This window comes from Micromonospora sp. NPDC049275 (genome assembly GCF_043197115.1).
In the GTDB taxonomy this organism is placed as follows: domain Bacteria; phylum Actinomycetota; class Actinomycetes; order Mycobacteriales; family Micromonosporaceae; genus Micromonospora.
This window is the reverse complement of sequence record NZ_JBICSN010000002.1, coordinates 631,881-657,942: the sequence shown is the minus strand read 5'-3', so window position 1 is coordinate 657,942 and position 26,062 is coordinate 631,881. Positions and strand designations below refer to the sequence as shown.

The 26,062-nt window shown below is 71.6% G+C and carries 26 protein-coding genes and 1 pseudogene; 11 read left to right on the top strand and 16 right to left on the bottom strand.

Annotated elements, in window-relative coordinates; translation table 11 throughout:
* Positions 1–2: 2 nt before the first annotated feature.
* The 3 genes from ACGFIE_RS08470 to ACGFIE_RS08460 form a co-directional block, all read right to left on the bottom strand.
* Entirely contained in the window at positions 3–1,424 is a 1,422-nt protein-coding gene (locus tag ACGFIE_RS08470) for a sensor domain-containing protein (protein ID WP_393292441.1), read from the bottom strand.
* Between the two features lie 163 nt (positions 1,425–1,587).
* Positions 1,588–2,430, bottom strand: coding sequence for an SDR family oxidoreductase (locus tag ACGFIE_RS08465; RefSeq protein WP_393292438.1), 843 nt, complete (start codon positions 2,428–2,430; stop codon positions 1,588–1,590).
* A gap of 162 nt (positions 2,431–2,592) precedes the next feature.
* The gene (locus ACGFIE_RS08460) at positions 2,593–3,366 is read right to left on the bottom strand and encodes a lysophospholipid acyltransferase family protein (protein ID WP_393293199.1); all 774 of its coding nucleotides are present in this window, start codon (positions 3,364–3,366) and stop codon (positions 2,593–2,595) included.
* 152 nt (positions 3,367–3,518) lie between these two features.
* On the opposite strand from ACGFIE_RS08460, the gene ACGFIE_RS08455 reads away from it, so the two are divergent.
* From ACGFIE_RS08455 to eis, 3 genes and pseudogenes are all read left to right on the top strand, one after another.
* Positions 3,519–4,934 carry a cytochrome ubiquinol oxidase subunit I gene (locus tag ACGFIE_RS08455; RefSeq protein ID WP_393292436.1) on the top strand — a complete coding sequence of 472 codons (1,416 nt, stop codon included), beginning with the start codon at positions 3,519–3,521 and terminating at the stop codon, positions 4,932–4,934.
* Between the two features lie 14 nt (positions 4,935–4,948).
* Positions 4,949–5,947 carry a cytochrome d ubiquinol oxidase subunit II gene (gene cydB, locus ACGFIE_RS08450; RefSeq protein ID WP_393292434.1) on the top strand — a complete coding sequence of 333 codons (999 nt, stop codon included), beginning with the start codon at positions 4,949–4,951 and terminating at the stop codon, positions 5,945–5,947.
* Positions 5,948–5,982: 35 nt separating this feature from the next.
* Positions 5,983–6,882 (top strand): annotated as a pseudogene (gene eis, locus ACGFIE_RS08445) (enhanced intracellular survival protein Eis); the annotation flags it as partial.
* Positions 6,883–7,003: 121 nt separating this feature from the next.
* Here eis and ACGFIE_RS08440 read toward each other — a convergent pair.
* A complete protein-coding gene (locus tag ACGFIE_RS08440) occupies positions 7,004–7,435 on the bottom strand; it encodes a hypothetical protein (protein WP_393292431.1) in 432 nt (143 codons plus the stop codon).
* 96 nt (positions 7,436–7,531) lie between these two features.
* Here ACGFIE_RS08440 and ACGFIE_RS08435 point away from each other — a divergent pair, with 96 nt between their 5' ends.
* Positions 7,532–7,984: a MarR family winged helix-turn-helix transcriptional regulator gene (locus ACGFIE_RS08435; protein ID WP_393292428.1), complete on the top strand. Its 453-nt coding sequence runs from the start codon at positions 7,532–7,534 to the stop codon at positions 7,982–7,984.
* Between the two features lie 7 nt (positions 7,985–7,991).
* On the opposite strand, the gene ACGFIE_RS08430 is transcribed toward ACGFIE_RS08435, so the two are convergent.
* The 3 genes from ACGFIE_RS08430 to ACGFIE_RS08420 form a co-directional block, all read right to left on the bottom strand.
* On the bottom strand, positions 7,992–8,681 hold the full coding sequence (locus ACGFIE_RS08430) for a hypothetical protein (protein ID WP_393292425.1): 690 nt from the start codon (positions 8,679–8,681) through the stop codon (positions 7,992–7,994).
* Between the two features lie 81 nt (positions 8,682–8,762).
* On the bottom strand, positions 8,763–9,224 hold the full coding sequence (locus ACGFIE_RS08425; RefSeq protein WP_393292422.1) for a peroxiredoxin: 462 nt from the start codon (positions 9,222–9,224) through the stop codon (positions 8,763–8,765).
* A gap of 45 nt (positions 9,225–9,269) precedes the next feature.
* The gene (locus ACGFIE_RS08420) at positions 9,270–10,103 is read right to left on the bottom strand and encodes a patatin-like phospholipase family protein (protein WP_393292420.1); all 834 of its coding nucleotides are present in this window, start codon (positions 10,101–10,103) and stop codon (positions 9,270–9,272) included.
* Positions 10,104–10,180: 77 nt separating this feature from the next.
* Between ACGFIE_RS08420 and ACGFIE_RS08415 the strand changes: the two genes are divergently transcribed.
* Positions 10,181–10,909 carry an SDR family oxidoreductase gene (locus tag ACGFIE_RS08415; RefSeq protein WP_393292418.1) on the top strand — a complete coding sequence of 243 codons (729 nt, stop codon included), beginning with the start codon at positions 10,181–10,183 and terminating at the stop codon, positions 10,907–10,909.
* Between the two features lie 33 nt (positions 10,910–10,942).
* On the opposite strand, the gene ACGFIE_RS08410 is transcribed toward ACGFIE_RS08415, so the two are convergent.
* The 3 genes from ACGFIE_RS08410 to zwf form a co-directional block, all read right to left on the bottom strand.
* Positions 10,943–11,068 carry a hypothetical protein gene (locus ACGFIE_RS08410; RefSeq protein ID WP_363685853.1) on the bottom strand — a complete coding sequence of 42 codons (126 nt, stop codon included), beginning with the start codon at positions 11,066–11,068 and terminating at the stop codon, positions 10,943–10,945.
* Positions 11,065–12,477: an OFA family MFS transporter gene (locus ACGFIE_RS08405; RefSeq protein WP_393292416.1), complete on the bottom strand. Its 1,413-nt coding sequence runs from the start codon at positions 12,475–12,477 to the stop codon at positions 11,065–11,067. Before ACGFIE_RS08405 ends, ACGFIE_RS08410 begins: the two co-directional genes overlap by 4 nt.
* 112 nt (positions 12,478–12,589) lie before the next feature.
* Positions 12,590–13,969, bottom strand: a complete 1,380-nt coding sequence (gene zwf / locus ACGFIE_RS08400; RefSeq protein WP_393292414.1) for a glucose-6-phosphate dehydrogenase — start codon at positions 13,967–13,969, stop codon at positions 12,590–12,592.
* A 282-nt stretch (positions 13,970–14,251) separates the two neighbouring features.
* Here zwf and ACGFIE_RS08395 point away from each other — a divergent pair, with 282 nt between their 5' ends.
* The 3 genes from ACGFIE_RS08395 (at position 14,252) to ACGFIE_RS08385 (ending at position 16,862) form a co-directional block, all read left to right on the top strand.
* Positions 14,252–15,031, top strand: a complete 780-nt coding sequence (locus ACGFIE_RS08395) for an alpha/beta fold hydrolase (protein ID WP_393292412.1) — start codon at positions 14,252–14,254, stop codon at positions 15,029–15,031.
* A gap of 54 nt (positions 15,032–15,085) precedes the next feature.
* On the top strand, positions 15,086–15,676 hold the full coding sequence (locus ACGFIE_RS08390) for a DinB family protein (protein WP_393292410.1): 591 nt from the start codon (positions 15,086–15,088) through the stop codon (positions 15,674–15,676).
* A 331-nt stretch (positions 15,677–16,007) separates the two neighbouring features.
* Positions 16,008–16,862, top strand: coding sequence for an endonuclease/exonuclease/phosphatase family protein (locus ACGFIE_RS08385; RefSeq protein WP_393292407.1), 855 nt, complete (start codon positions 16,008–16,010; stop codon positions 16,860–16,862).
* Between the two features lie 143 nt (positions 16,863–17,005).
* On the opposite strand, the gene ACGFIE_RS08380 is transcribed toward ACGFIE_RS08385, so the two are convergent.
* Positions 17,006–17,767, bottom strand: a complete 762-nt coding sequence (locus ACGFIE_RS08380) for a hypothetical protein (protein ID WP_393292404.1) — start codon at positions 17,765–17,767, stop codon at positions 17,006–17,008.
* Positions 17,764–18,066 (bottom strand): AAA family ATPase, encoded by a 303-nt coding sequence (locus ACGFIE_RS08375; RefSeq protein ID WP_393292401.1) that lies wholly within the window; start codon positions 18,064–18,066, stop codon positions 17,764–17,766. The genes ACGFIE_RS08380 and ACGFIE_RS08375 overlap by 4 nt, the downstream gene beginning before the upstream one ends.
* A 148-nt stretch (positions 18,067–18,214) precedes the next feature.
* On the opposite strand from ACGFIE_RS08375, the gene ACGFIE_RS08370 reads away from it, so the two are divergent.
* Entirely contained in the window at positions 18,215–19,222 is a 1,008-nt protein-coding gene (locus ACGFIE_RS08370; protein WP_393292398.1) for a tyrosine-type recombinase/integrase, read from the top strand.
* A 7-nt stretch (positions 19,223–19,229) separates the two neighbouring features.
* Here the strand turns inward: ACGFIE_RS08370 and ACGFIE_RS08365 are convergent, their stop codons facing one another.
* Positions 19,230–20,009, bottom strand: coding sequence for an endonuclease/exonuclease/phosphatase family protein (locus ACGFIE_RS08365; protein WP_393292395.1), 780 nt, complete (start codon positions 20,007–20,009; stop codon positions 19,230–19,232).
* Between the two features lie 181 nt (positions 20,010–20,190).
* On the opposite strand from ACGFIE_RS08365, the gene ACGFIE_RS08360 reads away from it, so the two are divergent.
* Complete coding sequence (locus ACGFIE_RS08360; RefSeq protein WP_393292392.1) at positions 20,191–20,964, top strand: sulfite exporter TauE/SafE family protein; 774 nt, start codon at positions 20,191–20,193, stop codon at positions 20,962–20,964.
* A gap of 38 nt (positions 20,965–21,002) precedes the next feature.
* Here the strand turns inward: ACGFIE_RS08360 and ACGFIE_RS08355 are convergent, their stop codons facing one another.
* Positions 21,003–21,512 carry a peptide deformylase gene (locus ACGFIE_RS08355; protein ID WP_393292390.1) on the bottom strand — a complete coding sequence of 170 codons (510 nt, stop codon included), beginning with the start codon at positions 21,510–21,512 and terminating at the stop codon, positions 21,003–21,005.
* A gap of 31 nt (positions 21,513–21,543) precedes the next feature.
* Positions 21,544–22,764: a chorismate-binding protein gene (locus ACGFIE_RS08350; RefSeq protein ID WP_393293197.1), complete on the bottom strand. Its 1,221-nt coding sequence runs from the start codon at positions 22,762–22,764 to the stop codon at positions 21,544–21,546.
* A gap of 96 nt (positions 22,765–22,860) precedes the next feature.
* Between ACGFIE_RS08350 and ACGFIE_RS08345 the strand changes: the two genes are divergently transcribed.
* A complete protein-coding gene (locus ACGFIE_RS08345) occupies positions 22,861–23,061 on the top strand; it encodes a DUF5999 family protein (protein ID WP_007460326.1) in 201 nt (66 codons plus the stop codon).
* 123 nt (positions 23,062–23,184) lie between these two features.
* Here ACGFIE_RS08345 and gcvP read toward each other — a convergent pair whose 3' ends face one another.
* Complete coding sequence (gene gcvP, locus ACGFIE_RS08340; RefSeq protein WP_393292387.1) at positions 23,185–26,013, bottom strand: aminomethyl-transferring glycine dehydrogenase; 2,829 nt, start codon at positions 26,011–26,013, stop codon at positions 23,185–23,187.
* Positions 26,014–26,062 lie beyond the last annotated feature (49 nt).

The window sequence follows — 26,062 nt, the reverse complement described above, 5'->3', positions numbered from 1 at the left end:
CCTCATGCGCGCAGGGGAAGCTCGACGGTGATCGTCGTCGGGCCACCGGGCGGGCTCGCGATGTGCAGCGTGCCGTCGACCACGGCGACCCGTTGCGCCAGCCCGGACAGGCCGGTGCCCCGGTTCGGGTCGGCGCCGCCGGTGCCGTCGTCGGCGACGCTGAGCCGCAGCACTCCCGGCCCGCCTGTCACCCGCAGGGCGATGGTGTTCGCGAAGCTGTGCTTGGCGGCGTTGGCCAGTAGTTCGGCGGCGCAGAAGTACGCGATGCTCTCGATCGCGGGGGTGGGCCGGACCGGGATGCCGATCTCCAGCTCGACCGGGATCGCACTGTCGGCGGCCAGCGAGGCGAGGGCGTCGGGCAGCCCGGTGTCGAGCACCGGCGGGTGGATCCCGCGAGTCAGAGCGCGCAGTTCGCCGAGGGCGTCCTTGGCGTTGCGCAGCGCGGCGTCGACCAACTCGCGGACGGCGGCGGCGTCCGCGACCTCATCGCCGTCGCCGAGCTTGCGGCGGGCCATGCCGAGGTTCATGGCAAGCGTGGCCAGCCGGATCTGCGCGCCGTCGTGCAGGTCGCGTTCGAGCCGGCGCAGCAGGGCGGCGGAGTCGTCCACCGCTGATGCCCGGCTCAGCTCCAGCTCGTGGACCCGTTGCGCCAGCGGCCCCGGCCCGAGCAGACCTCGGATCAGCCAGGCGTCGGCGGACGTGGCGGCTCTGGTCACCCACGGCGCGGCCAGCAGCATCGCCGCTCCCGCCGCGGCGGCGGCGAACGTGCCACCGAGGGTCGCGACGCGGAACGTGCCGTCGCCGAACAACCCGAAGGGCGTGAACACCGGCACCGGGTCCAGCCGGACCCCCGGCGGGTGGTTGCGGAAGGCCCCCCACAGCAGCGGGTAGCTCAGGTTGACCAGCCCGCCGATCCAGAAGAACACGGCGTACAGCTCGATCAGGCTGGCCGGCAGCTTGGCCAGCAGATACCCGACGACCCGCCAACCGGCACCGTCGCGGGAGCCGGGCCAGGTCCGACCGGCGTGGCTCGCGCGCACCGGCGGCGGCGCCGCGACCCGCACCCCGAGCAGCCGGGCCGCGAGCATGCGGTGCAGTGCGCCGAGCCTGCGGGCCGCTGTCGTCGAGACCAGCAGCACGGCCAGCGATCCCACGCTGACGACGGCGATGGCCAGGTCGGTCGGGGTGGGGTTGTCCCGCCCGCCATTGCTGACGAACCAGCTCAGGTCCACCGCGACAACGAAGAGTGCCACCGGGTTGAGCACGATGAACGGCAGCCCGGCGACGCAGAACACCAACTCGCGGCCCGCGCGCTTTCGCAACGGGGCCACGGCCGCCGCGCGGTCGCCCCGCCACGAACGCCTGCCCTGCCGCCGGTCGTCCGGCGGCGGGGCCGCGCTCGGCGCGCGTACCGGAAGGCCCATGCCCGTCATCCTCCTCGCCGCCCGCCCGGCGTCCTGCTCACCCGTCCCGACCGCCGACGGCGGCACGAAAGATGACGCTAGGCGCGTGGTTGTCCGCGCAGAAGCCGGCTGGCAGCCGTCGTGCACTGGGGGATTTCCCCCAGGCCGGCGGACGTGTGCGGCGTCAGGCCAGCCAGCCGCCGGTCAGCCGGGCGACCGCGGAGCCGTCGAGGTCGGCGAGTTTGACTCCGACGAACTGTCGGGCGCCGTCGGAGGTCTGCGCCCGCACCGGCGGCGTCGGGTCGGTCAGCGCGGCGAGCACCACCGCCGCGGCGTCGGCGGGGGACTGCGCGGCGGCGAACGCCTGCCCGGTGCGGGCCAGGTAGGCGCGTAGCGCCGGCCCGTACGGCCCGGCGGCGGCGATGGCGGCGTCGGCGTCGATGGCGATGTTGGTGACGAACTCGCTGGCCACCGCGCCCGGCTCGACGACCGTGACCCGTACGCCGGTGGTGGCGGCGAGCGGGGCGAGGGACTCCATGTACCCCTCGACGGCGAACTTCGCCGCGCAGTACGCCTCGTTGAACGGCTGCCCGACGATGCCGCCGACGCTGGAGACGGTCACGAGGCGGCCCCGACTGGCCCGCAGGTGGGGTAGGGCGGCGCGGCTGACGTGCAGGACGCCGAAGAAGTTGACCTCCATGACGGCCCGGACGTCGTCAATGCTGTCCTGTTCCAGGGTGCCGACGTGTCCGGCGCCGGCGTTGTTGACCACCGCGTCGAGTCGGCCGTACGCGCCGATCACGTCCTCGACGCAGCCGTCGACCGCGGCCGGGTCGGTGACGTCGAGTGGGCGTACGTCGATCAGGTCGGCGACCCCGGCGGCGCTGGCGGCCTCGCGCAGCCGGTCGGCGCGGGCCACGTCGCGCATGGTGGCCACGGTGCGCCAGCCGGCGCTGGCACAGCCGAGCGCGATCTCCAGGCCGATGCCTGTGGACGTACCGGTGATCAGCACCGTCTGCTCGCTCATGCGTCTGCCTTTCGTCGCGGGGCTGCGGGCGGAGTCGCTCCTGGACCCGCCGCAACAGGTTAAGGGCACGGTCGGTGATCGACTCGGTTTCCTGAAAAGCGCGGTGTCCGCGGCGGTGGAGGCCCCGGTTTCCAGGAAACCGAGTCGATCTCGGAGTCTGCGTCAGGCTGAGCGGCGGCGGTGCGCCCGGCTGGTGTCGGCGGGGCGGCCGGGATCGACGTGGCGGGGCCGCTCGGGTTCGTCGGGACGCAGAGGCGCGAGGGTGTCGGTGAGCGCGTCGACGATCCGGTCGGTGGCCCGGCGGGCGGCGCCGGGGTTCGCGGCCGCCGTCTCGCCCAGGTCGACTGTCGCGCCGAAGTGCACCCGGATCACCGGTCGGCGCCACAGCGCGCGGGCGACGCCGCGCAGCATGCCCCTCGGCGCCCGGTAGGGCAGCACCTCGTGGGCGCCCCACTGGGCGACCGGGATGACGGGGGCGCCGCAGGCCAGCGCGAGTCGGGCGGCGCCGGTCTTGCCGCGTTCGGGCCACATGCCGGGGTCCAGGCCGATGCGGCCCTCGGGGTAGATGAGGATCACCGAGCCGGCCGCGACGGCCGTGGCGGCGTCGTCGAGGGCCCGGTGCACGGCGCTGGTGCCCCGGTCGACCCGGATGTGCCCGGCGTGGCGCATGGCGGCCCCGAGCACCGGCACGCGGAACAGCCCGGCGGTCGCCATGATCCGCGGGGCGATGCCGCGGGTCTGGCAGGCGGCGACCATCACCACCGGGTCGAACGGGCTGATGTGGTTGGCGGCCAGCACCAGGGGACCGCGGCGCAGGTGCGCGGGGACGTCGCCGGTGACCTCGAGGCGGGCGAGCAGGCCGACCAGGGCGCGGGCCAGCAGGAGGGCGCCTCGCCAGATCGGCGGCGGCTGCCAGGGGGAGTGTGCGGTGTCCATCAGCGCGCCATCGTCGCACGCGGCGGGGTGGTCGCGAGGTCGGGTCGGGGTGATCAGGGTCATGGCTGCGGGCGGTGTCGGACCGCCCGAGCGTCTACGACGAGCAGTAGTATTTACTACGTCTGGTAGTACGAATGGCAGGGGGTTCTCAGGTGGACGCGTTGGACGTTGCCCGCTGGCAGTTCGGTGTCACCACCGTCTACCACTTTCTCTTCGTGCCGCTGACCATCGGCCTGTCGGTGCTGGTGGCCATCCTGCAGACGATGTGGCACCGCACCGGCAACGAGCGCTACCTCAAGCTCACCAAGTTCTACGGCAAGCTCTTCCTGATCAACTTCGCCATGGGCGTGGTCACCGGCATCGTGCAGGAGTTCCAGTTCGGCATGAACTGGAGCGACTACTCGCGCTTCGTCGGCGACATCTTCGGCGCGCCCCTGGCCATCGAGGCGCTCGTCGCGTTCTTCCTCGAATCCACCTTCATCGGCCTGTGGATCTTCGGCTGGGACCGGCTGCCCAAGCGGGCGCACCTGGCCAGTATCTGGGCCGCCGCGATCGGCACCAACCTGTCCGCGTACTTCATCCTCGCGGCCAACTCGTTCATGCAGAACCCGGTCGGCTTCCGGATCAACCCGGACAGCGGACGCGCCGAACTGACCGACTTCCCGGCCGTGCTGACCAACAAGGTCGCCCTGATCACCTTCCCGCACACCCTGGCCGGCTCCTTCCTGGTCGCCGGGTCGCTGATCGTCGCGGTCGGCCTCTATCACGTCATCCGCAACCGCGACTCCGCCGACGCCGGCGCGTACCGCTTCGCCACCAAGTTCGGCTCCTGGGTGGTGCTGGTCGCCTCCGCGGCAGTGCTGTTCACAGGCGACATCCAGGGCAAGATCATGACGGACGTGCAGCCGATGAAGATGGCCGCCGCCGAGGGCCTCTACACCACCGAGAGCCCCGCCTCGTTCTCCGTGCTCACCATCGGCAGCCTCGACGGCAGCCGCGAGGTGTTCGCCCTCAAGATCCCCTACCTGCTGTCGTACCTGGGCACCGGCGACCCGCACGGCACCGTGCACGGCATCAACGACCTGCAGGCCCAGTACGCCACCCAGTACGGCGCGGGCAGCTACACCCCGATCATCCCGGTCACCTACTGGAGCTTCCGCTTCATGGTCGCCTTCGGGCTGGCCGCCGGTGCGATCGCCCTGCTGGTGCTGTGGAGCCAGCGCAAGGGCCGCACCCCCCGCAGCAAATGGCTGCTGCGTGCCGGGCTGGCCATGCCGGTGCTGCCGCTGCTGGCCAACTCCTTCGGCTGGATCTTCACCGAGATGGGCCGCCAGCCGTGGATCGTCTTCGGCGAGATGCTCACCCGCAACGGCGTGTCCCGCAGCGTCTCGCTGGCCGAGGTGCTCACCTCGTTCACCGCCTTCACGCTGATCTACGCCACCCTCGCCGTGATCGAGGTCAAGCTGCTGCTGCGCTACGCCAGGGCCGGCGTGCCCGACGTCAGCGAGGAGCACCCCATCGACGACACCCACGACGACGCCGAGCGTCCGCTCGCCTTCGCCTACTGATCCCGGAGCCCATCGTGGACCTGACCACCATCTGGTTTCTCCTCGTCGCCGTGCTCTTCACCGGGTACTTCATCCTGGAGGGCTTCGACTTCGGCGTCGGCATGCTGCTGCCCGTCCTGGGCCGCGACGACAGGGAACGCCGCGTCCTGATCAACACCATCGGCCCGGTCTGGGACGGCAACGAGGTGTGGCTGATCACCGCCGGCGGCGCCATGTTCGCCGCGTTCCCCGAGTGGTACGCCACCCTGTTCTCCGGCTTCTACCTGCCGCTGCTGCTGATCCTGCTGGCCCTGATCGCCCGGGGCGTGGCCTTCGAGTACCGGCACAAGCGCCCCGAGGTGTCCTGGAAGCGCCGCTGGGACACGGCGATCGTGGTCGGCTCGGTGGTGCCGGCGATCCTGTGGGGCGTCGCCTTCGCCAACATCCTGCGCGGCGTGCCGCTGGACGCCGACCACGAGTACGTCGGCGGTCTGCTGGACCTGCTCAACCCGTACGCCCTGCTGGGTGGCGCGACCACCCTCGCGCTGTTCGCCACCCACGGCGCGGTGTTCCTGGCCCTGAAGACCACCGGCGACATCCGCGAGCGCGCGGGCGCCCTCGCGGTGCGCCTGGGTGTCGGCGCCGCAGTGCTCGCGGTCGGGTTCCTCACCTGGACCCTGAGCATCCGCTCCAGCGCGGCCGCCGTCGTGCTCGCCGTCGGCGCGGCCCTCGCCCTGCTCGGCGCGCTGGCCGCCGCCCGGGTACGCCGGGAGGGCTGGGCGTTCACCGGCACCGCCGTGGCGATCGGCCTGGCCGTGGCGACCCTGTTCGCGGCGCTGTTCCCGAACGTGCTGCCGTCCACCCTGGACGCGGCGGGCACGCTGACGGCCACCAACGCGGCCTCCACCCCCTACACCCTGAAGATCATGACCTGGGTGGCGGTGATCTTCACTCCGGTCGTGCTGGGCTACCAGGCCTGGACGTACTGGGTGTTCCGCAAGCGCATCGGCGTGGCCAACATCCCGCAGCACTGAGCGGGTGGGCACCGTATCGGCGACGTTGCGGGATCGCCCTGCTGCGCGGCGCACGCGAGCGCGGCGCGGCGGTCAGCGCGCTGTATCCGACCGTCGCCGCCCCGTACCGGGCCTGCGGGTGGGAGACCGCCGGTGTGCTGCGCACCGTCGACCTGACCACCGCCGCGCTGCCCCGGCACCGGCCCTCGGCGCACCTGACGGTCCGCGCCGGCACACCGGCCGACCTGCCCGCCGTCGCCGCCCTCTACGAGCGCGTCACCCGACACCGCAACGGCATGCTGACGCGCCGGGGTGAGCTGTTCGACCACTTCGCCGCCGACCGGGGTCTGCCCGGCGACGGGCTCACACTCGTCGAGGCCGACGGCGACCTGGTCGGCTACGCCACCTGGCAGCGGGGACGCGGCTACGGCGCGGACTCGGTGCTCACCGTCGACGAGGCCCTCGCCACCACCGTCGAAGCGGCCCGGGAACTCGTCGGCGTGCTCGCCAGCTGGGCCAGCGTCGCGCCGACGCTGCGACTGTGCCCGCTCGACGGCGACACCGTCAGCACCGTCCTGCCGCTGGAGGCGGCGCGCGACCACGAGCGGGACCTGTGGATGCACCGGCCGGTGGACGTCGTCCGGGCGGTGGCCGCGCGCGGGTGGCCCGCCCACGCCCGGGGTGTCGTCGACTTCGCCCTCACCGACGCGCTCGCCGAGTGGAACACCGGCACGTGGCGGCTGACGGTCGCCGACGGCGCCGGCGAGCTGACCCGGATCGACTCCGCGCCGGACCTGCGACTGGACGTGCGCGGTTTCGCCATGCTCTACGCCGGAGCGGCGTACGCCCGGTCGGTCGCGCAGGCCGGGTTGCTGCACCACAGCCCGGCCGTCGACCCGGCCGCCCTGGACCTGCTGGGCGCCGGCGGTCCGGCGCAGCTGCTCGACTACTTCTGACCGGCCGTCGCGCGGGCCGGCCACGCCGGGTGCGGCGCCCCGGCCCGGCACCGGGGTGCGGTCAGGTGCGGCGCGGGCACGCCGCCCGTTGCGGCGTACCCGCGCCGGCGCTGGCGTGTGGTCAGGCCGGTGTCGCCGCCAGTTCGGCGTTCGCCCGCTGGGTGATCAGGGTGAGTACCCGGGCGGCGGCGCTCGCCTCGTCGGTGGGGATGTCCCCGTACAGCCGGGCGGTGATGCCCGCGACGGCGTCGGCGACGCGGGCCTGCGTGGCGCGACCGGCGTCGGTGAGCCGCACGGACGCCTCGTCGAGGTGCGCGAGGTCGGCGTCGGTGAGGCTGGCGATCATCTCGCGCACGGCCGGTTCGTCGACCTTGAGGGTGCTGGTGATCCGGCGCACGAGCTGAGCCGGATCGACGGGGCCGGCGGCGAGGACGTTGAGCGCGAGGACCTGGCCGAAGCTGACGCCGAGGGGCGCGGCGGCCCGTTCGAGCAGTGCCCGGGTGGCGTAGTGGGCCTGGCCGATGGCCTGGCCGGTGAGGGTGGGAGTGGACATGACGCCTCCTGGAAAACATTGGACCAACCAACGTTGGCAGAACCAACGTAACATGGTTCGTGGGTCGCGCCAACGATTCCTGTTAGGCTGCCGCCCATGGACGCCACCGCCCCGCAGTCACCCGCCGGGCTGCGCACCACACCGAGCTGGCTGCTCAACCAGACCGCCAGCCACGCCGGCCGCCTGCTCGCCGAGGGATTCGCCGCCCACGACCTGCGCGGCTACCACTACCGGCTGCTCGCCTCCCTGGCCGAGGACGGCCCCGCCAGCCAGGCCGACCTCGGCCGCCGCTGCGGCATCGACCGCAGCGACGTCGTGGCCGCCGTCAACGACCTGGCCGGTCGGGGACTCGTCGTCCGCGCCCCCGACCCGGCCGACCGCCGCCGCAACGTCATCAGCCTCACCGACAGCGGCGCCGCCGAGGCCCACCGGATGACCGACACCGTCACCCGCGTGCAGGACGACCTGCTCGCCCCCCTGTCCACCGCCGAACGCGCCGAGCTGACCCGACTGCTCACCCGGCTGCTGGACCACCACAACCGACGCTGAACACCGCTCAGCGGGCCTCGCGCAGCTCCGCCAGCCGGGCCTCGATCTCGGCCAGCTCCGCGCGCAGCTTCTCGGCCTGCTGCTCCGCCTCGGCCCGCTCCGTGCCGAGGATCTGCTCCACCGCCTCCTGCACACCGGGCACGTCGACAAGCGCCACCATCTTCAACGCCTCCGCCGGCTTCACCACGTACGGCTTCGCCAGCGCCTTGCTGCCCTGCTGCGCGGCGACAGTCCACTCGCCGTCGGCGTACGCCAGCGTCACCGTGAGGCCCGCGGGCCCCTTCGGCTTGACGGCCTTGACCGCCCGCCGCGCCGGCGTCGCCTTCTCCGCCTGCTCCACCTTCGGCTCCTCCTGTCGCTGCGCCGGCACCCGCGGCGTGTCCAACACGAACTCCGGCTCGGCCACCACCGGCGCCGCCGGCGGCTCCGGCTCGGCTTTCGGCTCCGCCACCCGACGACCCGCGCCCTTGGGCGCCACCGCCAGATCGGCGGGAGAGAACGGCAACTCGTCGCGGCCGAAACGCACGACCACGAACTCGTCGGACACCTGCGGGTCGGTCAGCTCGACGACCTGACCGACCTGACCGGCGATCTGCCCCGCCGACGCGGTGAACACCACCCGCGGCTTACGACCGGCCGCCAACGCCTCCCGGATGCTCTGCACCTCGTCAGTGGACAAACCCTGGCCGGCATCCATCACAACCCTCTTCCGTACACCTGTTTGATTGCTGTCTTGATACCAGTCGACTGCGACACCCGCCGCAAGGGGGGTCAGGCCCTAGCCGCCCAGCGCCCGCAGCGCCCGGTCCGCGTGGTCGTTCATGCTGACCTCACTGTGGATCACCTCGATGACCCGCCGGTCCGCGCCGATCACGAACGTCATCCGCTTCGTGCTCAACGGCCCCAGCGGCACCCGCCGCTTGACCCCGAACGCCTGCGCCACCGCCCCGTCGGAATCCGACAGCAACGGATAGTCGAAACCGTGCAGCGTCGAGAACTGCGCCTGCTTCGCCACCGGATCACGGCTGATGCCCACCCGCGACGCGCCCAACGCCGTGAACTCCGCGCCCAGGTCCCGGAAGTGACAGCTCTCCGCCGTGCACCCCCTGGTCATCGCCGCCGGATAGAAGAACAGCACCACCGGACCGGCCGCCAGGAACTCCGACAGTCGCCGCGGCGTCCCCGTCTCATCCGGCAGCTCGAAGTCCTCCACGACATCGCCGACACCCACACCCGCCACCGCGCACCTCCGTTGTCCGATCGAACGCGCGGTGAGCGTAAGCGATCACACCCAGAGCGCCAGCACCTCGTCGGCCACCGTCGCCGCCTGCGCCCAACCGGCCCGCGCCGCGCCGGCACGCCGCGCCGGATCCAGCACGTCGCGGCCGATCGCCGCACGCGCCGCCGCGTCCGGCGTCACCACCACCACCCGCGACCCGGCCGCCCTCAGCTCGGCCACCTGCGCCGCCAGCCGCGGCATCGGCCCGAACGACGCCGACGTCGGCGCGAGAACCAGCACACGCCGCGCGCCCGCCGCCAGGTCCGCGTTCACGCTCGAGCGCATACCACCGTCGACGAAACGACGCGCCCCGATCGTCACTGGCGGCCACACCCCGGGCACCGCGCAGCTCGCGCCCACCGCGTCCACCAACGACACCCCGTCGGCGCCGTCGAACACCACGAACTCACCCGACGCCGCGTCGACAGCCGTCACCAGCAGCCGCCGCCGCGGCCACTCCCGGACCGGCAACCGGGCCTCGATCACCGCCCGCTGCGACGCCTCCGACGGCGTACGTGCCGCCACCGCCATCGCCCCGATACGCGCCCTCGACCGCACCGCGTCACGCGTACGCCCACCGGCCCACAGCAGTCGCGCCACCACCCACAACCCCAACCGCGCCGCCGTCTCACCCGTCGGCGGCACCAACTGCTCCTCGTACAACCCCTGCAGCGGCACCCCCGAACGCACCTGCGCGCCGACCACCGAACCCGCCGACGTGCCCACCACCAGATCGGCCTCGGCGACCGCCACACCCCGCTCGGCCAACGCGGCCAGCAGTCCCAACTCCCATGCCACCCCGGTCACCCCGCCACCGCCGAGCACCAACGCCCGCCGCATGTGACCCTCCTCTCGACGACCGACCCGCGCCGGTCACGGTAGCGTCGGCCCCACCCACCCGGCACCCGGAGGCATTCATGGCACCCGTCACCGTCATCACCGGCGGCGGTCGCGGCATCGGCGCGGCCACCGCCCGCCGACTCGCCACCGCCGGGCACCACCTCGCCCTGTGCTACCGCCGCGACGACACCGCCGCCGCAGCGGTCCTGGCCGACCTGCACGCGGCCGGCGCACAGGCCATCGCGGTACGCGCCGACACCACCGACCCCGACCAGGTCGCCGCCCTGTTCGACGCCGCCGCCGACCTCGGCCCGCTCACCGGGCTGGTCAACAACGCCGGCGTCACCAGCCCCATCGGCCCGTTCACCGAGCTGCGCGTCGACGACCTGCGCCGCGTCGTCGACATCAACCTCATCGGGTACGTCCTCTGCGCCCAGCAGGCCGCCCGCCGCCTCACCGACGGCGGCGCCATCGTCAACGTGTCCTCGGCCGCCGCGACCCTCGGCAGCCCGGGGGAGTACGTGCACTACGCCGCCGTCAAGGCCGCCACCGACACCCTCACCGTCGGCCTGGCCAAGGAACTCGCCCCGCGCGGCATCCGGGTCAACGCCGTCGCCCCCGGCATCGTTCGCACCGACATCCACGCCGACTCCGGCGTACCCGACCGCGCCGACAGCGCCGCCGGCCGCATCCCGCTGGGCCGCGCCGGTGAACCCGACGAGATCGCCGCCGCCATCGCCTGGCTGCTCGGCCCGGACTCCTCCTACGCCACCGGCACCGTCCTGCGCGTCTCCGGCGGCCTGTGAGCCGGGGCGCGCGCAGCGCCCCGGCTCACAGCCTCAGTGCGTGAACAGCTTCGCCGCCGTGATCACCGTCTGCACGACCCCGTAGCCGAGCAGCACCGCCACCACCAGCCAGGAAATCCACAACCGGGCCTGCTGCCCCTGCCGACCGTCGTCACTCATCGCGTACCACTCCTCTGCGCCACCTCGTCCTCGTCCACGTCCTGCTGCGCCGCCGGTTCGTGGTAACGCTCGGGCACCGGCCGCACCAGCAGGTTCGCCACGAAGCCCACCGCGAGGACGCCCACCATCGTGAACAGCGCCGGCCGGTACGCCGCCGCCGTCAACGTGCCCGGCTTGCCCTGCGCGTCGAGGAACCCGTTCACGATCAGCGGCCCGGCGATCCCCGCCGCCGACCACGCGGTCAGCAGCCGCCCGTGAATCGCACCCACCTGATACGTGCCGAACAGGTCCCGCAGGTACGCCGGCACCGTGGCGAACCCGCCGCCGTAGAACGACAGGATCACGCAGGCGAACAACACGAACAGCGCCGTCGCCGTCTGCCCGAACACGGCCAACAACGCGTACAGCACCATGCCCACACCCAGGTACACCAGGTAGATCGGCTTGCGGCCGATGACGTCCGACGTCGACGACCACACGAACCGGCCCGCCATGTTGAACAGCGACAGCAGACCCACGAACCCGCCGGCCGCCGCCACCGACACCGCCGACGTGCCGTTGTCCCGGAAGAAGTCCTGAATCATCGGGCTGGCCTGCTCCAGGATGCCGATACCGGCCGTCACGTTGCAGAACAGCACCACCCACAGCAGCCAGAACGAGCGGGTCTTCACCGCGTTGGCCGCCGACACGTTCGCCGTGGTGACAAGCGGCTTCGCCGCCACCGCCGCCGGGTCGAAGCCCGCCGGACGCCAGTCGTCGGCCGGCACCCGCACGTTCGCCACCCCGAACATCATGATCACGAAGTAGCCCAGGCCGAGCGTCACGAACAGCCACACCAACGCGCTGCCCGACGCCGTCGACCCCGCGTTCGACGGGTCGTAGGCGGGGTCGTAGAACGACAGGAGCTGCCGCGACAGGGGAGAGGCCACCATCGCGCCACCACCGAACCCCATGATGGCCAGACCGGTGGCCAGACCCGGTCGGTCCGGGAACCACTTGATCAGCGTCGAGACGGGGGAGATGTACCCGATGCCCAGACCGATGCCACCGAGCAGGCCATAGCCCACGTACAGCAGCCACAGCTGCTTCGTGGCGATGCCCAGCGACCCCACCAGGAAACCCACCGCCCAGAAACACGCCGACACGAACATGGCCTTACGCGGCCCGTTCGCCTCCACCCACGTCCCCGCCACCGCGGCGGACAACCCCAGCATCACGATCGCGATGCTGAAGATCACCCCGATCGCCGTCTGACCGGTGTCGAAGTGCGCGATCAACGAGTTCTTGTAGACGCTTGTGGCGTAGACCTGACCGATACAGAGATGGATGGCCAACGCCGCCGGGGGAATGAGCCACCGGCTGTAGCCGGGCGGCGCGACGGTGTGCCGACGATCGAGTGCGGAAAGCATGCGCTGCTTCCTCTCCGACGAGGACGTGAGACACCCTCCACATGCCCACACCCCACGCACGCGGCAAACCTCACCGTCGCCGGACGGTCCCTCCGGTGAGCTGAGCGGTCACTCAGCCCAGGTCCGGGGTGTGCCAGCCACCCGCCAACGCTTCGGCGTCCGCCGGACCCCAACTGCCCCTGTCGTACGCCTGCACCGGAGTCGACAGATCCAGGATCGGCTCGACGATCCGCCACTCCTGCCGAATCGTCTCCGCCCGCGCGAAACGCAGATGCTGCCCGTCCATCGCATCGTCGAGCAACCGCTCGTACGCCTCCTGACGGCGACCCAACGCCGCACCGAAATCCACCGACAGGTCAACCGGACGGCTCGCCACCTCCGCACCCGGGCTCTTCGCCTGAATCGACATCGTGATGCCGTCCCCACGACCCAACCGGAACCGCAGCAGATTCGCCGGCGCCGCCGCCCCACCCGCGGCAGGGATCAACGGACGCGGCGGCTGCTTGAACTCCACCACCACCTCCGTCGCCGTCCCCGGCAGCGACTTACCCGTCCGCAGATAGAACGGCACACCCGCCCACCGGGCAGAATCGACAGTCAACCGGGTCGCCACGAACGTCTCCGTGTTCGAATCCGGCGCGACACCCGGCTCGTCGCGGTAGCCCGCGTACTGCCCCCGCACCGTGAACTCCGGCGACAACGGAGCGATCTGCCGCAACACCGCCGCCTCCGCCTCCCGGAACGCGTCCGTGTCGTCACTCTCCGGCGCGTCCATCGCGATCAACGCGACCACCTGGAGAATGTGGTTCTGCAACACGTCACGAGTCGCGCCCACCGTGTCGTAGAACCCGGCCCGGCCCTGCGTGCCGAACCCCTCGGCGAGAGTGACCTGCACGTTGTCGATGTGCTCGCTGTTCCACAACGGCTCGAACAACCGATTCGCGAACCGGAACGCGTACAGACCCTCCACCGCCTCCTTGCCCAGGTAGTGATCGATCCGGAACACCCGCGTCGGATCGAAGGCCCCCCGCAACGTCCGGTCCAACTCCGCAGACGACGCCAGGTCCCGCCCGAACGGCTTCTCCACGATCACCCGACCACGATCGGCCAGCCCGACCGCCGCCAACCCCTGCACCACCGAACCGAACACCATCGGCGGAATCGCCAGATAGAACACCGGCCGCTCGGCACCGCCCAGACGCTCCGCCAACCGCTGATACGTCACCGGGTCCGCGTAATCACCGGAGATCATCGACAGATTGCCCGCCAAGACGTCGAACGCCTCGTCATCCACCTCGTCACTCGCCTCGGCCACCGACTTACGGGCCGTCGCGACCAACTGCTGATCATCCCAGGGGGAGCGGGCCACCCCGATCACCGGAACATCGAGACGGCCACGTCGGGTCAACTCGTACAGCGCCGGAAAGAGCTTCTTCGAGACGAGATCACCTGTCACGCCGAACAGCACTACCGCGTCTGAGCGCACGGGCATGGCACTTCCATCCGATCATGTGGAAACCTGATCTTCCGAACGGACAACCGCACGCCCCACTGGAAGAATTCCCCGGCAACGACGCACGTGAGGTCGGCGACAGCGACGGCGCACACCCTGAAAAGGCTCACCGATCAGGCGTGACGCGGGCAACACCCCAACCTGATCGAACAATCTCGATCATCCTAGGGCCCGCAAACCCCGACACTCCACCCCGTCCCGCGTATCCGCCACACCAGAAGACGCGCAGCGACGCTGCGCGCACCAGGGGAGGACCCCGCAATGGACCTCGCAGTCGACCGAAGCACCGCAACCGGCCCCGACGTGGTGTGCCTACCGATGTTCGCCACGACCCGCGCCGCCACGGCAGCCGCCTTCCGCCCCGCCCTCGCCGACGCCAACCTGCGCGAGACATACCTGGACCTGCCCGGCCACGGCGACACCCCCGCCACCTGCCCACCCACCTCCCAGGCCCTGCTGGACACCGTCTGCGCCTGGCTCGACCACCACACCGACGCACCCGTCCTGCTGGCCGGCGCCTCCTACGGCGCCTACCTCGCCGCCGGCATCGCCCGCCAACGACCCGACCTGGTCCGCGGCCTCCTGCTCGTCTGCCCCGGCATCACCATCGCACCCGCCAGCCGCACCCTGCCCGACCACCGCCCACCCCCGGGACCCACCGGCTGGCTCGACGACGCCCCCACCCACCTGCGCACCCACCTCGACACCGCGCTCGGCCACCGCACCCCGACCGTCGTCGCCACCGTCCTCGCCGCCCTGCGCTCCGGCGGACCCGGCGACGACACCTTCCAACAAACCCTGCGGACGAGCCCCGAATACGCGCTCCCCGACGAAACCACCGACACCCCCTACGACGGCCCCGTCAGCGTCCTCACCGGCCGACAGGACCACATCGTCGGCTACACCGACCAGTTCCACGCCATGCGCCGCTACCCCCACGGCACCTACACCGTCATCGACGAGGCCGGGCACTACCTGCCCTACGAACAACCGGCGCTGCTGCGCGCCCTCACCCAGAACTGGCTGCGCAGGGCGCGCTGACCCCACCCTCGCCACGGCACACCCCGGCGCAGCCCGTACGCCACAATGGCGGGCATGGCTGACCTCGACGACACGAAGGCCCCGCTGCACTACTACCTGCGCAGGAACCGCGACGACCTCCTCTGGAAGCTCGACGGGCTCAGCGAACGCGAGGCCAGAACGCCCCGCACCGCCACCGGCAACAACCTGCTCGGAATCGTCAAACACTGCCTCAACGTCGAAGCCGCCTACTTCGGGCCCACCTTCGGCCGGCACTTCCCGACGCCCGAGGAACTGGTCCCCCTCAAGGCGTTCGACGACGACCCACAGGTCGACTGGTACGCCCGCGAGGACGAGACGAAGGACGGCCTGATCGACCTGTACCGCCGCGTCGCGGTGTTCGCGGACGAGACGATCGACCAGCTGCCGCTCGACGCGCCCGGGCAGGTGCCCTGGTGGCGACCCGGCCACCAGGACGTGACGCTGCACCGGGTCATCGCGCACGTGACCTGCGACATCGCCCGGCACGCCGGTCACGCCGACATCATGCGCGAGCAGCACGACGGCGCGATCGGTTGGCAGCGGGGGAGCGCCAGCATCCCCGACGGGTACGACTGGCCGACGTACGTCAGCAAGCTGCGAAAGCTGGCCGACCACTTCGAATGACCACCTGCGGCCCCTCACCCAGGACTGGCTGCGCGGAACCCAGTGAATGCAGGGGAGAGGGCCAACGGATACGCGGTGACCGTTCCGAACACGTTCGAACACGCCGGTGACCAGCCCAGACCATCCCGTCCTGTTCGGAACAGGCACCGGCTCTTGTCGTACGACGCGGCACACCAACACAGTGGGAGGCACCCGACAGCGCACAGTACGTGCGACGCCGCACGACCACCGCGGCCGGGGATGTCCGTCCGGCACGATCGCCCGCCTGTCAGACCCTCGACGAGGACGCGGTGACGCAGCCGGCCCAGATCTGATCAGGGCAGGGGAGTCAATGGCAACAATCAATGGCATCACACGGCGTGCGATAACAGCCGGCCTGGTCGGCCTGCTGACGGTGGCCGGCCTGGCTGCCCCCGCGCTCGCCGCCGCCCCGCCGAGTTCACTGGCGGCGATCCCCAACAGGTTCATGACGTGGAACACCAACGGACAGGGGCTCGGCACCCCGGAGTCGCTCGTGGAACAGGTGCGTCGTTTCCGGCCGCAGGTGGTGGCGTTGCAGGAGTCCTGCCTGGACGAGGTGAGCGAGGCCGTACGACAACTCCGGCAGATTGGCCTGGAGTACAGCTACCGCAGCGGCCTGTCCGCACTGAACCCTGGCTGCGCGAGTCGTCTGGGCACCGCGATCCTCTACGCCAAGGGCACCGTTGTCAGAGCGCACAACCGCAAGGGCTACAGCGAGGACGAAGGCTGGCTCGAGGCGCGCGGCATCCAGTCGTTCAGCACGAAAATCGACGGGCAGTGGGTCCGGGTGTTCAACACCCATCTCAGCGCGCCCGGTTACGAAGATCTGCGCCGGCTGCAGGCGCGGGAGCTGTCGGTCGCCACACGGCCGTACCGTCGCGCGCTGGTTCTTGGTGATTTCAACACTCGGCCGTGGATCACGTCCGTCATGACCCCGATCTGGCGGGCCGGGTTCTCCGACGTCGACCCGTACTGTCGGTCGACCAGGGATGCCCGCTGCAACAGGACACTTCCCGAGACGCGCGACGCCAAGTTCGACTACATCCTTCACCGCGGGATCAATTCACGGCAGTGCCTGCTGTACACACCGACCCGGGATCACCGGATCGTCATCAGCGACGTCACGTTGGCCGAGGGCCCACGTCCGGTGTGCAGCGTGACCTGATCGCTGCCACCACGGCGCCGCGGGTCCGGCGTCGGCCAGCCGAGCATAGTTGCGGCCGGGCCGACGCTGGACCCGATTCGATAATGCACATTATGTAAAGTGAAGCGTTCTGGGCGTCCCCTCGCCGTGGACGCCAGTAACCGCTACTCGCGCGTCAGACCTGGCGGCAGCGCGTCGTCGTTGGGCCCGACACGGCGCGCGTTGACCAGCGGATTGCGGTGCAGCGCCGCGACGAGGGCGGCGCTGCCGCCGATGTCGGTCCAGGTGTCGTCCCAAAGGGCAGAGACCAGCCAGGAGCGATCCGCGGGAAAGAACAGATCAGGCAGCGGCCCGTCACCGCGCGAGTGACCGGTCCGCCAGGTGAGGGCCTGGTCGGGTCCGGCTTCGACCAGCACGTAGGACCAGTCCCCGTACAGGGAGACCCGTGGGGCACGCGGGAAGACGACATCGTGGGCGCCGGTCTCGAGATAGCCCAGCCACCACGGCTGGCCCGGGGTGTACGCGGCGAGCTCGTCGACCACGGCGCGCTCATGGTCGACGAAGCTGACGCCGTCGGGTGGATAGAAGGTGGCGTACGCGGCGAACACCGGCGGGATCGCCGCGGTGATCGAGACTCCCTCTGTGGTGCAGCCGGCGAGCCAGGCGACGTCGCCGGTCGTGCCGATCCGCCACTCCCGACCGTCTCTGACGAAGTCCCTTGGATCCGTCGACGTCGACGCGTCACCGGCATCGCTGCCTCCGGCGACAACGGTTGGCGTCGCCCAGGGAGCCCACCCGGGCCGATCGGCCGCCCACCAGGCGTGCTCCTCCGGGCAGACCCAAGCAATGGGTTCGTCGGGCTCCCGGTACACGGTCGGCCGGCCGGACCGGCCACACTCGGGACAGGTGGCGGCCCAGGACGTCATACCGGGCACATTACGTGCTTCTCGATCAGCGCGACCCGTTCCCACACCGGCCCGGGAGGCACGTCCATCAGGCGATGCCCGTACGCCTCGTACACCTCCTGGTGCACCCGGGCGAAGGCGAGCGATTCGGCGTAGCTGATCCGGCGCGCGGCCGTGCGTCGGATGAAGCCCAGCGGGGCGATCAGGAACACCAGCGGCTGGTACGTCCCGCTGTCGACGAAACCGGGTTCCTGCCAGGGTTCGGCGCACCCCTTCGCCTGCCGGGCGGCGACGATGTCGGTTGCCGCCTCCCGGACCACCAGGTGTCCGCGGCGGCTCAGCGCCTCGATCAGTGTGGTCTTTGCCGGCGCCCGGGGCTCCGGTCAGGACGTCGCGCTGCGGTTCGGTCATGGTCTCCCCCTCTTGCGCCCCTTTCGGGTAACGCGAAAATGCTGCATAATATCCCTTATGCATGACAAAAAGGACGAATCGCTCGTAGTGCTGATCGAGGAGTTCCTGACCGCCCGGGCGACCCGCAAGCCCTCCCCGCACACCCTGGCGGCCTACCGGCGGGATCTGCACGCGGTGGCCGCGCTGGTGGCCGACGATGACACCGCTCCCCTCCCCCTCGACGCGCTGTCGATCACCGACCTCTCCCCCCGCGTGCTGCGGGCGGCCTTCGCCCGGTTCGCCGCGCCCCGGGCACCTGCGTCGGTGCACCGCGCCTGGTCCACCTGGAACAGTTTCTTCACGTTCCTGGTCGCCGATCAGGTGGTGGCGGGCAATCCGATGCCGGCGGTCGGACGACCTCGGGCGCTACTCCCCCAGCCGAAGCCGTTGCGCGGTGCCGACACCCCCGAGGTGCTGCTCGCGTCGGTTGCCCGTGACGACGGCCGGCAGCGTGATCCGTGGCCGGAACGGGACGTGGCGGTGGTGGCGGTGGCGCTGTGCGCGGGGCTGCGTCTGTCGGAGTTGTTGGCGCTGCGGGTCGGTTCGCTGGCGGGTCGGCCGGGTGAGCGGCGCATCGAGGTGGCGGGCAAGGGCGGGCGTCCGCGGGTGGTGCCGATCGAGGCCGATCTGGATCGGGTGGTGGCGGACTACCTGGACAGTCGGCGTCGGCGTTTCGGGTCGCGGTCGGTGCGCCCCGACTCGGCGTTACTCGTGGACCGGCACGGTGAGCCGCTGCGCCGCGGTGGTCTGCAGTATCTGGTGGAGTCGTGTTACCGGCGGGCGGGGATCGGTGACCGGGTGCCGCGTGGGGCGCGGTTGCACGCGTTGCGGCACACGTTCGCGACGCGGTTGGCCGAGGACGGGGCGAGCGCGGCGGAGATCATGCGGTTGTTGGGGCACGCGTCGTTGGCGTCGTCGCAGACGTACATCGAGGTGACGGCCGGGCAGCAGCGTGAGGCGGTGCGGGCCAACCGCACCAACCGGGCGTTGGCGGCTCTGACCCCGGGGCGGGAGGCCGCCCGGTGACCGGGAGTCAGCCGAGGTCGACCAGCAGGGGGCGGTGGTCGGAGATGGTGGACGGTGGGGCGGTGACGGCTCGTACGGGTGGGAGCTGGGCGAGGGCGTGCCGGTCGGCGAGGATGTGGTCGAGTTGGACGCAGGGCTGCCCGGAGGGGTACGTGGGGCGTCGGCCCAGGGGTCGCCAGCCGGAGATGAGGCGGGCCGGGCCGGCGGGCAGGTTGAGGTCGCCGAGCAGGACGCGGGGGCCGGGTAGCGCGCGCAGGGCGCGCACGGTCTGGCGGAGTTGGCGGGCGTTCCAGCCGGGGACGAACGACAGGTGGGTCGCGGCGGCGGTGAGGGGGCCGTGTGGGGTGTCGAGGACGGCGGCGAGGACGACGCGGGGTTCGTCGTGCAGCAGGATGAGGCCGCCGCCGGGGCCGGGGACGTAGACCGGTGAGCGGACGGGGGCGGGTGTGAGGCGGGTGATGTGCCAGCTGCGGACGGGGTGGCGGCTGATGAGGCCGATGCCGTAGCAGGGTTCGCCGTGGCCGTCGTCGTCGTGGCGTAGGGGGCGGAACTGTTCGCCGGGGGTGCCGACGACGGCGGCTGCGAAGCGGTGGTGTGGCGCGTCGAGGGCGTGGGCGGCGATTGCGGTGAGGTCGTGGTTGCCGCTGCGGTGTTGGTCGCGGTCGACTTCCTGCAGGGCGAGGACGTCGGCGTCGAGGGCGGCTATGGCGGCGGCGAGTCGGTCGGGGTTGACGAGTCCGTCGGTGAGGGATCGGCCGTGCAGCAGGTTGAAGGTGGCCAGGCGCACTCCTGCACCCTACGTCGCCGTGGCAGGGTTGCCGGGTGGTGAAGGTGCTGCTGTGTTCGATGCTGGTGTTCGTGGCGGTGGGCGCGTTGGGGGTGTGGTTGCGGCGTTCGCGGGGTCGTTGAGGTGAGGCTGGCCACTTGAGGGCGGGTCGGCCCTGGATCGGTGGGGAGAATTGCCGCCCGTGGACGCCGTTTCGTTGAGTACGTTGCTGGTCGCCGCCGCGGCGGCGGGGTGGGTGGACGCCGTGGTCGGCGGTGGTGGGTTGCTGTTGTTGCCGGCGTTGTTGGTGGCCGCGCCGGGGTTGCCGGTGGCTACGGCGTTGGGGACGAACAAGTTGGCGGCGATCTTCGGTACGTCGACGGCGGCGGTGACGTATGCGCGGCGGACGACTCTCGACTGGCGGGTGGTGGGGCCGGCGGCGGGGTTGGCGGTGGTCAGCGCGGGGGTGGGTGCGGCGTTGGCCGGGGCGGTGCCGGCCTCGGCGTACCGGCCGGTGGTGTTGGTGGTGTTGGTGTCGGTGGCGGTGTTCGTGCTGCTGCGGCCTCGCCTGGGGGTGGTGGCGGTGCCGGCGCGGCGCACGCCGGCGCGGGTGGCGGCGGCGGTCGCGGTGGCGGGTATGGGCATCGCGCTGTACGACGGGTTGATCGGCCCGGGTACGGGGACGTTCCTGGTGTTGACGTTCACGGCGCTGGTGGGTGCGGATTTCGTGCACGGGTCGGCGATGGCGAAGGTGGTCAACGCGGGGACGAACCTGGGTGCGTTGGTGGTGTTCGGGGTGACCGGGCACGTGTGGTGGTTGCTGGGCGCGGGGATGGCGGTGTGCAACATCGCGGGCGCGGTGCTTGGTGCGCGGATGGCGTTGCGTCGTGGTGCGGGGTTCGTGCGGGTGGTGCTGCTGGTGGTGGTGCTGGCGTTGGTCGCGAAGTTGGGTCACGACCAGTGGGTGGCCCGCTGACGGAGGCGGACCCGGGCCGGCAGGTGACGTGCGGGCGACTAGCTTCGGCGGCTGGGTGAGTCGAAGCGGCCGGCGCGGATTTCGCGCAGGGCGCGGCGGCGGGTGTCGCCGCGCAGGGTGTCGACGTAGAGGGTGCCGCGCAGGTGGTCGGTCTCGTGTTGCAGGGCGCGGGCGAGGAATCCGGTGCCGGTGATGGTGAGGGGTTCGCCGTGCTGGTTGACGCCGTGGGCGGTGGCGTGCAGGGCCCGTACGGTCGGGAAGTACAGCCCGGGGATGGACAGGCAGCCTTCCTCGTCGTCCTGGGTTTCGTCGGAGAGTTCCAGGGTGGGGTTGATGAGGTGGCCGCGGTGGCCGTCGGCGTCGTAGACGAACACCTGGGCGCTGACGCCGATCTGGGGTGCGGCGACGCCGGCGCGGCCGGGTGCGCCGAGCAGGGTGTCCATCAGGTCGGTGACCAGGGCGCGCAGGTCGGCGTCGGAGGTGGTGACCTTGTCGCATTCGGTGCGCAGGACGGGGTCGCCGATGATCCGGATGGGCCGCATGGTCATGGGGGTCAGCGTATCGCCGTTGGTGGGGGGGTCAGTGTCCGGCCAGGGTGGCGCGGATGGGTGTGGTTTTCGCGGCGGCTTCGGCGACTTCGGCGTAGGGGTCGCTGTCCCAGGTGATGCCGCCGCCGGCCCAGGTGTGCAGGTGTTCGCCGTCGGCGGCGGCGGTGCGGATGGTGAGGCCGAGGTCGATGTGGCCGTGGGTGACCCAGCCGAGGGCGCCCATGCTGGCGCCGCGGCCGACGGGTTCCGCGGCGGCGATGTGGGTCAGGGCGGCGAGTTTCGGTGCGCCGGTGACGGAGCCGCCGGGGCAGGTGGCGCGCAGCAGGTCGGCGAGGCCGAGGCCGTCGGCGGGGGTGGCGCGGATGGTGGATTCGGCCTGCCAGAGGTCGCACCAGCGGCGGACGGTGAACAGGGCGTCGACGGTGACGGTGCCGGTGTGGGCGATGCGGGCGAGGTCGTTGCGTTCCAGGTCGACGATCATGATGTGTTCGGCGCGTTCTTTGGCGCTGGTGAGCAGTTCGGTGCGGCCGGTGGGGGTGGCGGGGCGGGTGCCCTTGATGGGTCGGGTGATGAGGTGTCCGTCGGTGAGCTCGATGAGGGTTTCCGGGGAGGCGCAGCCGATGGCCCAGGTGTCGCCGGTGAGGACGCCGCCGTAGCGGGCGCCGGGTAGCGCGCCGAGGCGGCGCAGGGCGGGTAGCGGGTCGCCGGTGTAGGGGGCGCTGGCGTGGCCGACGAGGTTGGCCTGGTAGATGTCGCCGCGGGCGATGGCGGCGCGGATGGCGTCGACGGCGGCGGCGTGTTGCTGCGGTGTCCAGCTCTCGGTCCACTCGCCGAGCCACCAGGGTGTCGCCACCCGGGCGGGGGCACGTCGGGTGGGGGCGTGGTCGTAGATGACGACGGCGAGGTCGGGCAGGGTCGGGGCGGGTTCGGGTGCGCCGGTGGGGGCGCCGGCGAGCAGCGCTCCGGCGGCGGCGGAGAGGTAGAGGGCGGCGCCGCAGGGCCCGGTGTCGTGGTGGCCGGTGGTGGTGCGGGTGAGGTCGCGCAGGTTCAGGCCGTGTGCGGCGAGGAAGTCCTCGGCGAGTGCGGCGGGGTCGCCGCCGTCGGTGCGGTGCCAGTGCAGGCGGGTGCGTTCGACGAGTGTGTCGCGGCAGGCGGGGGGTGCGGCGGGCACATTGACCAGCACCTGTGGGAGCGTTTCCACGACGTATGGTTCGACCTTCCTCATCCGTTCAGTGGATTTCCCGTGTGGCAGGCCGACTCCTGCTCGATGCTGGACACTTTCGCTTGGTACTGTGCGTCACTGGTCATGTGAACCATGACACAGTGCCCCCACAGTCCGGAGAACCCGATGTGCCAGCACCAACCGACCTGCCCCTCCGCTGAAGCCACCGACCGGGAAGCCGCGCGGGTCCTCGCTTGCTTCCGTGAGCAGGGCTGGAGCCTGCTCTGCAACGGTGTCATCGTCTTCGAGGACACCGGCGAGTTGCTCCCCGACGGCAGCAGCATCGCACCGCACCGCGGCCCCGCCCGCCACGCTCTCGTGGCCTGAACGACCACCCAGCGTTACCGTTTAGCCGCCGTCGACCCAGGCTAGTCCTCCGGTACGGGACGTCGCAGCCCAGGTCGCAGCGGCTGCCGGGGCGGCCATCCCGCCCGCCCCGGCTCGCCGTTGTCAGTCCTCGAACGCCTCGGGCGACGGGCACGAGCAGACCAGGTTCCGGTCGCCGTACGCGCCGTCGATGCGCCGTACCGGCGGCCAGTACTTTCCGGCCCGGTCCACGCCGGCCGGGTACGCGCCCGCCGATCGCGGGTACGGGTGCGGCCACTCGTCGCCGCTGACCATCGCCGCGGTGTGCGGCGCGTTGGCCAGGGGGTTGTCCCCCGCCGGCCACTGCCCCGACGCGACCTGTTCGATCTCCGCCCGGATCGCGATCATGGCGTCGCAGAACCGGTCCAGCTCGGCCAGGTCCTCGCTCTCGGTCGGTTCCACCATCAGCGTCCCGGCGACGGGGAACGACATCGTGGGCGCGTGGAAGCCGTAGTCGATGAGCCGCTTCGCCACGTCGTCGACGCTCACCCCTGTCGTCTTCGTCAACGGCCGCAGGTCGAGGATGCACTCGTGCGCGACCAGGCCCTTGTTGCCGGTGTACAGCACCGGGTAGTGCCCGCGCAGCCGCGCCGCCACGTAGTTCGCGGCGAGGACTGCGACGCCGGTGGCCCGGGTCAGGCCCTCGGCGCCCATCATCCGCAGGTACGCCCACGGGATCGGCAGGATGCCCGCCGACCCGTACTTCGCCGCCGAGATCGCCGGCGTGGAGTCCTCGTGCGCGCCGAGCGGGTCGCCGGGCAGGAACGGGGCGAGGTGTGCGCGCACCGCGACCGGGCCGACGCCGGGGCCGCCGCCGCCGTGCGGGATGCAGAACGTCTTGTGCAGGTTCAGGTGTGACACGTCCGCGCCGAACTTGCCGGGCTTGGCGTAGCCGACCAGGGCGTTGAGGTTCGCCCCGTCGACGTACACCTGCCCGCCGGCGTCGTGGACCTTCGCGCACAGCGACGCGATGCCCGTCTCGTACACCCCGTGCGTCGACGGGTACGTCACCATGATCCCGGCGAGCGCGTCCCGATGCTTGTCGATCTTCGCGTCCAGGTCGACGAGGTCGACGTTGCCGTTGTCGTCGCAGGCCACCACGACGACCCGCATGCCTGCCATCACCGCCGACGCGGCGTTCGTGCCGTGCGCCGACGACGGGATGAGGCACACGTCGCGGTGCGTCTCGCCCCGCGACGCGTGGTAGGAGCGGATGGCCAGCAGACCGGCCAGCTCCCCCTGCGACCCGGCGTTGGGTTGCACGCTCACCGCGTCGTAGCCGGTCACCTCGGCCAGCCACGACTCCAGCTGCCCGATCATGTCCCGGTACCCGGCGGTCTGCGTGTCCGGCGCGAACGGGTGGATGTTCGCGAACTCCGCCCAGCTGACCGGCTCCATCTCGGTGGTGGCGTTGAGTTTCATCGTGCACGACCCGAGCGGGATCATGCCCCGGTCCAGGGCGTAGTCGAAGTCCGACAGCCGCCGCAGGTAGCGCAGCATCGCTGTCTCCGAGTGGTGGCTGCGGAACACCGGGTGGGTGAGGAAGTCACTGGTGCGGGCCAGGTCGACCGGCAGGGCCGCGTCCACGTCGGCGTCGGCGTCGAGGGCGGGCACACCGAACGCCTCCCACACCGCACGCAGGTGCGCGTCGGTGGTGGTCTCGTCGCAGGACATCCCCACCTGGTCGGCGTCGACCAGCCGCAGGTTCACGCCCCGTTCGGCGGCGGCAGCGACGACCCGCGCCGCCGCGCCCGGCACGCGCGCGGTGACGGTGTCGAAGAACGCGACGTCCGCGACGTCCACGCCACCGGCGCGCAGCCCGGCCGCGAGCCGCGCCGCCATGGCGTGGGTACGCGTCGCGATCTCCCGCAGCCCGTCCGGGCCGTGGTAGACGGCGTACATGCCGGCCATCACGGCGAGGAGCACCTGCGCGGTGCAGATGTTGCTTGTCGCCTTCTCCCGGCGGATGTGCTGCTCGCGGGTCTGCAACGCCAGCCGGTACGCCGGGTTGCCGTCGGCGTCGCGGGACACCCCGACGAGGCGGCCGGGCAGCATCCGCTCCAGGCCCGAGCGGACCGCCAGGTAGCCGGCGTGCGGTCCGCCGAAGCCCATGGGTACGCCGAAACGCTGGGTGGTGCCGGCGGCGATGTCCGCGCCGATCTCCCCCGGCGCGCGCAGCAGCGTCAACGCCAGCAGGTCCGCCGCGACGGTGACCAGGGCACCGACGGCGTGCGCCGCCTCGACCAGGCCCGCGTGGTCACGCACCGCCCCGGACGCCCCCGGGTACTGCAGGTGCAGGCCGAAGAACTCCGCCGGCAACTCGTCGCGCCGCACGTCGACGACCCGCACGTCGATACCGAGCGGCTCGGCCCGACTGGCGATCACCGCGATGGTCTGCGGCAGGGCGTCGGCGTCGACGACGTACACCCGGCTCTTGCTCTTGGACGCGCGACGCGCGAGGGTCATGGCCTCCGCGGCGGCGGTGCCCTCGTCGAGCATCGACGCGTTCGCGGTGGCCAGGCCGGTCAGGTCCGTGACCATCGTCTGGAAGTTCAGCAACGCCTCCAGGCGGCCCTGGCTGATCTCCGGCTGGTACGGGGTGTACGCCGTGTACCAGGCCGGGTCTTCGAGGACGTTGCGGCGGATCACCGCCGGGGTGTGCGTGCCGTGGTAGCCCAGACCGATCATCGACACGGCGACGGTGTTACGCGCCGCGAGGGCCCGCAGCTCGGCGATCGCCTCGGCCTCGGTGGCCGGATCGGGCAGGTCGAGGGTGCCGTGCCAGCGGATCACCTCGGGGATCGCGGCGTCCATCAGCTCGTCGATCGAGTCGTGCCCGACGGCCTCCAGCATGCGGCGCTCGTCGTGCGCTGCGGGACCGATGTGACGGGTGGCGAACTGCTCTACGGACATCAGGGGCGCTCCCGGGCGAGGTCGACGGATCGGCCTCCCCCTCTGTCGC